Origin of the sequence: Pseudomonas sp. TWI923 (assembly GCF_039673365.1) — a bacterium.
GTDB lineage: Bacteria > Pseudomonadota > Gammaproteobacteria > Pseudomonadales > Pseudomonadaceae > Aquipseudomonas > Aquipseudomonas sichuanensis.
On sequence record NZ_JBDJLM010000006.1, the window covers coordinates 1 to 11655 of the forward strand.

Genomic DNA, 11655 nt, shown 5'->3' on the forward strand with positions numbered 1-11655 from the left:
ATAATCCCGGGCTTATAACACATACGGGGGGTCACCCCCGCACCCTTTTTGTTGGGGGGGGTTGGGGGGTCCCCCCGCGATGCCAGTTCGAGCCTTCAGTGCATCCTCACCCAAACGCTCACCAGCACCGTCGCCGCCATCAGCCAGGCCACCGTGGCCAGCGCCAGCGACGCCTCCAGGCGCATGCGGTCAACCAGCACATACAAGGTCGCCAGGTAAACGAAGTACGGAATGATCGACCACATGCCGAACAGGATGGTGGTCTTCAGATCGTCCACCGAGCGCCCCTTGCCAACGATGTAATGGGCGATCAGGGCGAAGGTGGGGAACAGCGGCACCAGCCCTGCGATGTAGTAGTTGCGGGTCTTCGACAGGATGGCCAGCAGCACCACCACGCCGGCGCCCAGGGCCGCTTTGAATACCAGGTCCACGTTGTCTTCCAGGTTGAGGTTACCGATCAGCCGAGGCCGTATTTCTTCACTTTGTCGAACAGCGTGGTCTTGGCCATGCCCAGCTCCTGGCTGGCCTGGCTGAGGTTGCCGCCGGTGCGCTGCAGGGCGTCGCTGAGCAGGTTGCGCTCGAACGCCTCGACCGCCTCGGAAAAGCCCAGGCCCTGGCTGGCGCCGCCGCTGGGGCCCTTCTTGAACGCCGGCAGGCCCAGGGCATGGCGTTCGGCGACGTTGCGCAGTTCGCGCACGTTGCCTGGCCAGTCGTGGGCCATCAGTTGCGACAGGGTCTGGCTGTCGAGCTGTGGCGCCTCACGGTCGAAGCGCAGCGCCGACTGCTGCAGGAAGTGCTCGAACAGCTGCAGGATGTCTTCGCGGCGCTCGCGCAGGGGCGGCAGCTCCAGGGTCACCACGTTGAGGCGGTAATACAGGTCGCTGCGGAACTGGCCGCTCTGGCCGAGGGCGTCGAGGTCGGACTTGGTGGCGGCGATCACCCGGCAGTCCACCGGGATGCTCTGGTTCGAGCCCAGGCGTTCCAGGGTGCGCTCCTGCAGCACGCGCAGCAGCTTGATCTGCAGGTTGATCGGCATGCTCTCCACTTCATCGAGGAACAGCGTGCCGCCATTGGCGTGTTCGATCTTGCCGATGCGCCGTTTGCCGGCGCCGGTGAAGGCGTTGGCCTCATGGCCGAAAATCTCGCTTTCGAACAGGTTCTCTGGCAGGCCGCCGCAGTTCAGCGCCACGAACGGCTGGCCCTGGCGCCGGCTGAAGTCGTGCAGGCAGCGGGCGACCAGCTCTTTGCCGGTGCCGGTCTCGCCTTCGATCAGCACGTTGGCCGAGGTGTCGGCAACGTTGGCGATCAGTTCGCGCAGGTGCTCCATGGCCGGCGAGCGGCCAATGATCCGGCCTTCCAGGCTGCTCTGTTCGACCAGCTGGCGGCGCAGGGCGACCACCTCCCGGGACAGGCCGCGCTGCTCCAGCGCGCGGCGGACCACGTCGACCAGGCGCTCGGGCGAGAAGGGTTTTTCCATGAAATCGTAGGCGCCGTTGCGCATGGCGCCGACCGCCATGTCGATATCACCGTGGCCGGTGATCAGCACCACTGGCAGGCTGCGGTCGCGGGCCTTGAGGCGGTTGAGCAGCTCCAGGCCATCGATGCCCGGCAGGCGGATATCGCTGACGACGATGCCGGCGAAATCGTCGCCGATGCGTTCCAGTGCCTGCTCGGCGCTGCCGACGCCTTCGCAGGCGATGTCCTCGAGGGCCAGCGCCTGCTGGCAGCCGAGCAGCACATGGGGATCGTCTTCGACGATCAAGACCGTCAAGGGTGCTTGGTTCATAGGGACCCTTCGTTCATGGGAGCTCTGCGGATTCGGTGGGGGGCGTGGCCAGGGGCAAGGCGAGGACGAACGCAGTGCCGCCACCGGCGGGGTGTTCGACGCTCAGGGTGCCCTTGGCGGCGGTGGCCAGGCTGGCCGACAGGGTAAGGCCAAGGCCCAGGCCATGCTCGCCCGGTTTGGTGGTGAAGAACGGTTCGAACAGGTGCTTGCGCGTTTCCGGGTCGATGCCGTGACCGTTGTCGCGTACCCACAGGCGGTACTTGTCGCCCTGGGCTTCGCCTTCCAGCCACAGCTGCGGCAGCGGTTGGGTGGCCATGGCGTCCAGGGCGTTGCCGATCAGGTTGACCAGGATCTGTTCCAGGCGGGTCTGGTCGATGGCCAGCTGCTGGTCGTCGAACTGGCGGTGCAACTGCAGATGGCAGGCACTGATGCGGTTGCCCAGCACCTGCAGGGTGGCCTCGACGGCCTTTTCCAGCGAGGCCTGGCCACGGTCGTCGCCGCGTCGGGCGAACGAGCGCAGGCTGGCGGTGATGCGGCCCATGCGGTCGATCAGATCGTTCATGGTGCGCAGGTTGGCGCTGGCGGTTTCCAGTGCGCCGCGTTCGAGGAAGCGCACGGTGTTGCCCGACAGCGTGCGCAGGGCCGCCAGGGGCTGGTTGAGCTCATGGGCGATGCTGGTGGACATCTGGCCGATGGCCGCCAGCTTGCCGGCCTGTACCAGCTCGTCCTGGGCCTGGCGCAGGGTCTGTTCGGCGTGGCGGCGCTCGCGGATCTGGCCTTTGAGGCGTTCGTTGCTGGCACGCAGGTCGGCGGTGCGCTCGGTGATCTTGCGCTCCAGGTGGCTGTTGGCTTCTTCCAGCGCCTCGCGAGCAGCCAGGCGGGTGGCGATCACCTTGCGTCGTTCGTTCCAGGCGATGGCCAGGATCGCCAGCAGGGCGAATGCCACGCCGACCAGGATGCCCTGCACCATGGATTCGCGGCGCAGGTCCTGCAGCGGGGTGAGCAGGGTGAAGTGCCAGGGGGTGTCGACCAGGCGCCGGGTCTGGGCCAGGTAGGTCACCTCGTGGGGTTTGCCGTGGGCGGTTTCGCTGTTGGCCGGGAAGGTCAGTTTCTCCACGCCATCGGCCAGGGTTTCGCGGGCCAGCGGTTGCAGCTCGTTGAGCGGCCACCAGTAGTACTGCAGGCTGCGCGCCAGGCGCTCCTTGATCTGCGGGTTCAGCGGGCGTACCGACTTGAGGCGCCGGGCTGGGTCGCTGGAGAGGATGATGATGCCGTTCTCGTCGCTGACGAAGGCTTCCAGGCGGGCGCGTTGCCAGCGCTCTTCGAGGGTGTCCAGGCGGACCTTGATCACTGCCACGCCGATGATCTTGCCGTGTTCTTCCAGGCCATGGGCCAGGTAATAGCCGGCCTCGCCGGTGGTGCTGCCGATGCCGTAGAAACGCCCGGGCTCGCCGCGCACGGCGGTCTGGAAGTAGGCACGGAACGCCAGGTCTTCGCCGAGGAAGGAATCGGCGTCGCGCCAGTTGCTGGTGGCCTGCACCCGGCCGTTGGTGTCGAGGACGAAGATCGCCCGGCTGCGGCTGCGCCGGTTCAGGCCTTCGAGGTATTCGTTGACGGCCTGGCGATCACCGGCTTCGGGGTCGGTGAGCAGGCGCGAGACACTGTCTTCAAGCTCCAGCAGGCTGGGCAGGTAGGTGTACTTGCTGATTTCGCTTTCGACCGTGCGCGCATGCAGTTCCAGCGCGCGCTCGCCGCTTTCGCTGAGGGTGCGGATGCCATTGCTCTCGCTGATCAGATAGCCAGCCATGCCCAGACCGACCATCAGCAGGATGACCAGGGGCGGCAGCAGCAATTGACGGATCAGGCGGGATTTCACGGCAGGCTGGGCAGGGCGAAGGAGCGAAGGGTCGCATTTCATCACAGTGGCCTTGTCACGACCAGCGTCCGCTGCCGGGCAGGCAGCGGACGTGGCTCACTCAGTGTTGCAGGATCTTGCTGAGGAAGTGCTGGGTGCGCTCGTGGCGGCCTTGCGGGTTGCCGAAGAAGTCTTCCTTCTGGCAGTCCTCGATGATGTTGCCCTTGTCCATGAAGATCACCCGGTTGGCGACCTTGCGGGCGAAGCCCATCTCGTGGGTAACGCACATCATGGTCATGCCTTCGTGGGCCAGCTCGACCATGACGTCGAGCACTTCGTTGACCATTTCCGGGTCCAGCGCCGAGGTCGGTTCGTCGAACAGCATGACGATCGGGTCCATCGACAGGGCGCGGGCGATCGCCACGCGCTGCTGCTGGCCGCCTGACAGCTGGCCGGGGTGCTTCTTGGCGTGGGCCCCTAGGCCGACGCGGTCAAGCAGGGCCAGGCCCTTCTTGGTGGCTTCCGCCTCGCTGCGGCCGAGTACCTTGCGCTGGGCGATGGTCAGGTTCTCGGTGATCGACAGGTGCGGGAACAGCTCGAAGTGCTGGAACACCATGCCGACCCGCGAACGCAGCTTGGGCAGGTTGGTCTTGGGGTCGGCGATGGAGGTGCCGTCGACCACGATGTCGCCTTTCTGGAACGGCTCCAGCGCGTTGACGCACTTGATCAGCGTGGATTTGCCCGAGCCCGACGGGCCGCAGACCACCACCACTTCACCTTTCTTGACCTCGGTGCTGCAGTCGGTCAGCACCTGGAAGTCGCCGTACCACTTGTTGACGTTCTTGATGGAAATCATACGGTGATCCTTTTTTGCAGGCGCTTGACCAGCCAGGAAGCGGAGAAGCTGATGAGGAAGTAGACGACACCGGCGAAGATCAGGAACTCATGGGAGCGCCCGATAATGTCGCCGTTGGAGCGCGCCGAGTTGAGGAAGTCGATCAGGCCCACGGTGTACACCAGCGAGGTGTCCTGGAACAGGATGATGCTCTGCTGCAGCAGCAGCGGGGTCATCTTGCGGAACGCCTGGGGCAGGATGATCAGGCGCATGCACTGGCCATAGCTCATGCCCAGTGCCTGCGCGGCGCCCATCTGGCCCTTGGAGATCGATTGCACGCCGGCCCGCACGATTTCGCAGAAGTAGGCCGCCTCGAACATCATGAAGGCCACTACGCAGGAGGTGAACGCGCCCACCGGGGTGTCTTCGCCGGTGATCCAGCGCAGCACGAAAGGCACCGCCAGGTAGAACCAGGTGATGACCAGCAGCAGCGGGATGGAGCGGAAGTAGTTGACGTAGGCGCCGGCGAAGTTCGACAGCAGCTTGCTCGACGACAGACGCATCAGGGCGAGGATCGTGCCCAGCGCGATACCGCCGACCACACCCATCACCATCAGTTGCAGGGTCAGGACCATGCCGTCCCACAGGGCGGGCAGGGCCGGGATGATTTCGCTGAAATCCATGTCCATTTACTTGCCCCCCACGGAGATCAGGCCAGGTACCGAGACTTTCTTCTCGACCATGCGCATGAGCAGCATCAGGCCCATGTTCAGGGTGAAGTAGATCAATGTGGCGAGGGTGAACGCTTCGAACAGGTTGGCGGAGAATTCGGCGGTCTGCTTGGTCTGTGCCAGCAGTTCCATCAGGCCGATCAGCGACGCTACCGAAGAGTTCTTGAACACGTTCAGGAATTCCGAGGTGAGCGGCGGAATGATGATCCGGTAGGCCTGGGGCAGCAGCACGTTCATGTAGATCTGCGACAGACTGAAGCCCATTGCGCGACCTGCCGATTCCTGGCCACGCGGCAGCGCCTGGATACCGGTGCGCACCTGTTCGCAGACTCGGGCGGCGGTGAACAGGCCGAGGCAGATGACCACGCTGATCAGTGCCGAGGTGGTCGGGTTGAGGTCCTGCTTGAACCACTCCTGCAGGCCTTCGGGCAGCAGGTCGGGCACCAGGAAGTACCAGATGAACAGTTGCACCAGCAGCGGTACGTTACGGAACAGCTCGACGTAGGCGGTGGCAATCCCTGACACCAGGCGGTTAGGCACAGTGCGCATGACGCCGAGCAGCGAGCCCAGCAGCAGCGCGATGATCCAGGCGGAGACAGCGATGGCGATGGTCCAGCCCAGGCCGGTGATGTACCAGTCCAGATAGGTTTCGCTGCCCACGCCGGTGGACTTGAAGAACACGCCCCAGTCCCAGTTGTAATTCATCGGGATTTCCCCTCAGACGGTTGTTTCACGGGCACCTTGATACATCCGGGGGCGTTCGACGCCCTCGGATGTAAAGGTTAGACACTAAAAAGTGGCCTGTCGGATCGAAACGTGCGCGTTGCGCACCAGGCCACTAGTTGCCTGGGATCAGGACTTCTTCTCGTCCGCGGCCTTGTCGGTCGGCTCGGCGATCAGCTTCTTCAACTCGTCGCTCATCGGGAAGTTCAGGTTCAGGCCTTTCGGTGGGATCGGCTGCTGGAACCACTTGTCGTAGCTCTTGTTGACATCACCCGACTTGAAGTAGGCGACGATGGCTTCGTCGACCGCTTTCTTGAAGGCCGGGTCGTCCTTGCGCACCATGCAGCCGTAGATCTCGTACGACTGTGGGGTGCCGGTGATGACCCAGTCGGACGGCTTCTTGGCCTTGGCCATTTCACCGGCGAGCAGGGCGTCGTCCATCATGAAGGCCACGGCGCGGCCGCTTTCGAGCATGTTGAAGGCTTCGCCGTGGTCCTTGGCCGAGATCACGTTCATCTTCATCTGCTTGTCGGCGTTCATCGCCTTGAGGATGCGCTCGGAAGTGGTACCGGCGGTGGTCACCACGTTCTTGCCGGCCAGGTCGGCGAAGTCTTTATAGGAAGGCTGACCGTCTTTGACCTTGGTCAGCAGGCGGGTGCCGACTTCGAAGATGCCCACCGAGAAACCAACCTGTTGCTGGCGCTCGACGTTGTTGGTGGTGGAGCCGCACTCAAGGTCGACGGTGCCGTTCTGCACCAGTGGGATGCGGGTTTGCGAGGTGACGAGGTTGTACTTGACCTTGATGTCGGTGCCCAGTTGCTTCTTCAGGGCGTCGACCACAGCGATCTGGATGTCGTGGGAGAAGCCCACGGGCTCCGGCTTGCCGGCGAGGTAGGAGAACGGGATGGAGGAGTCGCGGTGGCCCAGGGTGATGGTGCCCGAGTCCTTGATCTTCTTCAGGGTGCCGGTCAGCTCTTCGGCCATGACTGGCGATGCGATGACTGCAGCCGCGATAGCGGCGCCCAGCAATTGACGAACGATGCGCATCAAATTTTCCTCGACGTGTTTGTTTTTTTTATGGAGCCGTTGGCGGACTCTTTCGTTCAACGAATACCGCAATGAAGCGGGTGCATTCGGCTACCAAGTGTAGAGCATGAGTCGTGCCAAGCTCTGGCAATGATCATAACGGCGCGAAAACACTGGGGATTAATCTTTTTTGACGGTAATGGATGCTGATGTTTCGTGCGGATTCCCGAATGGATGGTCGGCGACCGTTCGGAAAACCGAATGAATGGCTGGCAAGATTTATTTAACGCCGGCCGGGCGCTGGCTGGTGCTCTGCTGGGGCTTTTGCGCCAGGAGCCCCAGGCATGACCGAAGTTGCCATTACGCCCGATTCAATCGATGCATTCATTGCCAACCGCTTGCCTGCGTGGTTGACCCAGGCAGACGAGTCACGCCTGGTCGCGCTCAACCAGGCCCTGCGCGGGCAACAGGAAAGCGCACATCGGCTTGCACCCTTGTTCGATGCCATCCCCTCTATGGAGGTTTATGCCGCACCGCTGCTCGAGAAGGCGCTGGAGCAGGCCGGAGCTGGCAAGCTGGATGTTCGCCGCTGCCAGGTGGGTATCAGTCGGGATGTCGAACTACCCACTGCCTCGCCCCATCTGAAGGCGCCGTCTTACATCCATCATTCGACCCAGAGCCTGCTGGCCGCCGCGCTGCACAATTTCCACGAAAGCGAGACACGACCTTCGATCTTTCGTCGTGCCGAACTGACCGATGAGACCGGCAGGCCGCTGGCGTTCGGTTTTGAAGCCTTCGCAATGCTTTGCCGCAAGCTCGACCTGGGGGGCAGCTACCAGGCCCTGCTCAAGTTGACGTTCCAGCCCTCGGGGGAGAGCGGGTCGACCCGTCGTGATATCGAGCGGCAGATGGAGGAGAACCATCGGGCGCAGTTGGAAGTGGCAGTACGCTTGGCCAGGCTCAGGGAGCAGGTCGATGAACAGAGCTATTTCGAATTGCTGGCGGTTTTTGCCGCGAAGCCGGCAGTGCCATCGGCCCCCGGGCAGATCACGGTCCGCCAGCTCTACCTGCTGGGCAAGAAGGTGCGCGGCGTGGTCACTCTTGAGGTCCGCGATGCGCCAGGCGAGCCGCTCAAGGCCGTGATCGCCTGGATTCCGGGAGACCCCCGGCAACCTCTGAGCCGATATGCATCCTGGGAGGCACTTTACCTGGCACTGGGCAAGCGCCTGCGCGACAGCACTGCCAGGATGTTCTTCGGGCGTTTCATCAGCGAACGGGATCGCCCGCTATTCTTCGGGGCGCTCAAGGCGTTGGGCAGGGCTACTGCGGCGGGGGCGGCGCTCGAACTGGACGGGCGCAACCTGGCCATCGATGATTCGCTATTCGTGCATTTGCGCAAACTGCAACTGGAGAAGTTGCTGGACGATGCCCGCGTGCTGGCGGTGCCGACCGGCGATGAAGACGACGTCGACCGACATGCACGCCTGGATGGGATGATTGCAGCTGGTTTCGACTTACTGGCCTTGGCCGGGCTGTTCATCCCAGTGTTGGGGGAGGTGATGCTGACTGTGACGGCGGTACAGATCGCCGAACAGGTCTACGAGGGTTATCAGGATTGGCAGATCGGTGATCGCCAGGGCGCGTTGGACCATCTGTTCACCGTGGCGCAGAACCTGGCGGTCGGGGTCGTGGTGGGCAAGGCAGGGTCCGCCGCCGTGGGGCTCACACGGCGCCTGCCGTTCGTGGATGGGCTGATGCCGGTGCGTACCGGCACGGGGGCGACCCGGCTCGCCAGCGAGCGACTCGAGGCCTATCAGCTGGAAGACCAGGACACGGCAGTTGGGCATCAGGTACGCGTGGCGGATGGCTGGCGCCTGCGCTTGCCCGATGGGGCCTACCAGGTGAGCCGATCGGCAGAGGGCGGCCAATGGCGCATCCAGCATCCCCGGCGCAGCACAGCCCATGCGCCCAGGCTTGAGCACAACGGCAGCGGGAGCTGGCGCCATGAGCTGGAGCAGCCACAACGCTGGCAAGGTGTTGGCCTGTTGTTACGTCGCCTGGATCGCCGATTGGCGAGCGTGCCGAACGCTACCGCTCAGATGCTGGCCGAGGTGACTGGCCTGGACGAGGGGCGTCTTCGCCAATTGCACCTGGAAAACGCCCCGCCCCCCGCACGGCTGCTCGACGCTTTCGAGCGCCATGAGTTGCACCGACAGTACCCGGCCCTGCGCGGTGAGGCTTTCGATGGTTACCTGGCCGACCGTGAGCGAGTGCCGAGCCGTTCGGCCAGCCTGTTGCGTCGGGATTTCCCAGGGCTGAGCGTGTCCGTGGCCGAGGAAATCGTCGCGCAGGCCAGCAGCGGGCAGGTCGCCGCAATGCTGGAGCGTGGACGGGTGCCGCTGGCGTTGGCCGAGCGGGCACGCTGGCAGCTGCGGAACAGCCGCCTCGATCGTGCTTGTGCCGGCCTGCGCGGAGCCGAAGCGGTCAACCCTGACTGCGAACGTCTGGCGTTGGGGCTGGTCGAGCGCTTGCTGCCTTGGCCGGCAAGCGTGCGTATCGAGTTGCGCGAAGCCAAGGTCGATGGTGCGTTGCTGGCCTCTCAGGGTAGCGCGCAGGCCAGCACTGTGTTGCGTGTGGTCAAGGCCAAAGGTGGATACACACTGCAGGATGGCCCGGGCGCCGAGCATGCTTCTGACCGTGACAGCCTGTTGCGCGCATTGTGGCTGAGCCTGGATCAAGCGCAGAAAGCGCAGTTGGGGGAGGGCGCCAGCGATGAGCAGATGTTCGTCGATCGCCTGGCCGCCAGTGCCAGTGCCGATCGCGAGCAAGTGGCCAGGGTGATCGGCATGGCGCCTGTCGGGCGTGGCCTGCAACCGCCTCGGCGGTTGGCTGACGGGCGCGTGGGTTACCCGCTCAGTGGTCGGGGTGTGGGCAGCCGGCAGGCGATCCGACGCGGTATTCACCAGATCTTCCCCACGCTCACCGAACTTGAGATGGAAGCCTATGTGCTGGATCTGCTTAGCAGGCGGGTCGACCTGTGGGAGCATTACAGTCTGTTGCAGCGCCAGTTGGGTGAATTGCGCCAGCAGTTGCGCAGGTGGCGTGATGAGGCGGCCAACCCGTTGCAACTGCTTCACCGGCAGCGTGTGGCGGATGTGATTCGACGCAGTTGGCGGCGCAAGCTGGTTGATCTGGCCGGTGACCCGGTGCTGACTGTCGAGGGGGAGCGGGTGGGCAGCCTGCCGATGTTGCCGGCAGGGGTCGATTTTTCTCACGTTCGGCGCCTGGTACTCAGGGATATGGGGCTGGGTGAGGTCGACGCTGATTTTCTGGCACGTTTTCCCAACTTGCTTGAGCTGGACCTGCGAGAGAACGCACTGACTGCGATCCCTGCGGGGATAGAGCGCATGACGCGCCTGCGGCAACTGCACCTGGCACGCAACCAGATCAGCCTGGACATGGCAGGCAACGCCCGGCTGATGCCGCTATCGAGCCTGCATACCCTGGACATGAGCCACAATCCTCTGGGGCGCGCCCCTGACCTGGCAGGCCTGCGTCACCTGCGGCGGGTACTGCTGCGTTCGACAGGGCTGGACACCATGCCGGAGCCAGCGCGTCGTCTGTCCTGGCGCGGTTTGGCGGACTTGCGCGACAACAGCATCCGCCAGTTGCGCCTGGAACTGAACACGCTGCGCCTGCGTCTGGGCCGCCTGAGCCTGCATGACAACCCGCTGAGCGAAGCTGATGAGGCGCTGTTGGAGCAGGCCGCTGGTTCACGTGAGCTGCACGCGGCACATACCCCTGTCGATTTTGCCCTGCGCGATTTGTGGTTGGGGCACGAGTACGGTGAGGCCCGCACTCAGCGCCAGGCAATATGGGATGCATTGCAAGCCGAGTCTGATTCGGCCGATCTGTTCCGGTTTCTCGCCGACTTTGCCCAGATCGATGATTTTGACCAATACCCTGAGTACTACCGAAGCCGGGTCTGGCACATTCTTGAGGCATGCCACGCCCATGAATCGTTGCGCATGCGCCTGTTCAGCGAGGCCAGTGGGCCGCGCACCTGTGAAGATCGCCTGTTGCTGACGCTCAGCCAGTTCGAGCTTGCGGTGTTGGCCGAGCAGGCCGTGTTCGAAGGGCCACAGGCTCAGGTGGAAAGGCGGCTTGTGCAGCTAGGGCGCGGCCTGCTTAGGCTCGACGAACTGGATCGTATTGCCGCACGGCATGTGCAGAGCCTGCTGCAGCGCGGTGTCGCCATGGTCGACGAGATAGAAGTACGGCTGTGCTTGCGGGTCAGGCTGGCGGAGGCATTGGGGTTACCCGCGCAGCCACCGGCCATGCACTACGAAAGTTTCGCCAATGTCAGCACCAGTGACCTGAGGCGGGCGCAGGCTCAAGTACTTGCTTCGGAGACCCGTGAGCGGGTGGTCGAGTCGTTGGCGCAACGGCCATTCTGGGAACGCTACGTGCGTGAACGCGATCACGAACGCTTCGAAGTGCTGGCCGAGCCTTTTCATCAGCGCCTGGAAGTCATCGAGCAGGGGGTGGAGCAGACCGGTGAGCAGTATTATCTCGAGCAAAGCACGGCGTTGATGGTTGAACTCGAGGGGGTTGAGCGTGAGCTTGTTCGCACCCTGGCCCGCGAAGCCTACGAGCGTTCACATCCGTGAACGCCCCTGGGGACTCAGTGGCACTCGCC

The 11655-nt window shown here is 63.8% G+C and carries 8 protein-coding genes; 1 reads left to right on the forward strand and 7 read right to left on the reverse strand.

The annotated features are described in order from the left end of the window. Positions 1 to 95 precede the first annotated feature (95 nt). From ABE459_RS04305 to ABE459_RS04335, 7 genes are all read right to left on the reverse strand, one after another. On the reverse strand, positions 96 to 431 hold the full coding sequence (locus ABE459_RS04305; protein ID WP_125462840.1) for a GlpM family protein: 336 nt from the start codon (positions 429 to 431) through the stop codon (positions 96 to 98). Between the two features lie 26 nt (positions 432 to 457). Beyond that, a complete protein-coding gene (locus ABE459_RS04310; RefSeq protein WP_125462841.1) occupies positions 458 to 1786 on the reverse strand; it encodes a sigma-54 dependent transcriptional regulator in 1329 nt (442 codons plus the stop codon). A 13-nt stretch (positions 1787 to 1799) separates the two neighbouring features. Then, the gene (locus tag ABE459_RS04315) at positions 1800 to 3704 is read right to left on the reverse strand and encodes an ATP-binding protein (protein WP_125462842.1); all 1905 of its coding nucleotides are present in this window, start codon (positions 3702 to 3704) and stop codon (positions 1800 to 1802) included. A 58-nt stretch (positions 3705 to 3762) separates the two neighbouring features. Next, positions 3763 to 4497, reverse strand: a complete 735-nt coding sequence (locus ABE459_RS04320) for an amino acid ABC transporter ATP-binding protein (RefSeq protein WP_110995129.1) — start codon at positions 4495 to 4497, stop codon at positions 3763 to 3765. Beyond that, positions 4494 to 5165 (reverse strand): ABC transporter permease subunit, encoded by a 672-nt coding sequence (locus ABE459_RS04325; RefSeq protein ID WP_125462843.1) that lies wholly within the window; start codon positions 5163 to 5165, stop codon positions 4494 to 4496. The genes ABE459_RS04320 and ABE459_RS04325 overlap by 4 nt, the downstream gene beginning before the upstream one ends. Next, positions 5166 to 5912: an amino acid ABC transporter permease gene (locus ABE459_RS04330; RefSeq protein ID WP_125462844.1), complete on the reverse strand. Its 747-nt coding sequence runs from the start codon at positions 5910 to 5912 to the stop codon at positions 5166 to 5168. It abuts the gene before it with no gap. A 147-nt stretch (positions 5913 to 6059) separates the two neighbouring features. Next, on the reverse strand, positions 6060 to 6977 hold the full coding sequence (locus ABE459_RS04335; protein WP_323831848.1) for a glutamate/aspartate ABC transporter substrate-binding protein: 918 nt from the start codon (positions 6975 to 6977) through the stop codon (positions 6060 to 6062). A gap of 323 nt (positions 6978 to 7300) precedes the next feature. Here ABE459_RS04335 and ABE459_RS04340 point away from each other — a divergent pair, with 323 nt between their 5' ends. After that, positions 7301 to 11626, forward strand: coding sequence for an NEL-type E3 ubiquitin ligase domain-containing protein (locus ABE459_RS04340; RefSeq protein ID WP_323831846.1), 4326 nt, complete (start codon positions 7301 to 7303; stop codon positions 11624 to 11626). The last annotated feature ends 29 nt before the right edge of the window (positions 11627 to 11655 follow it).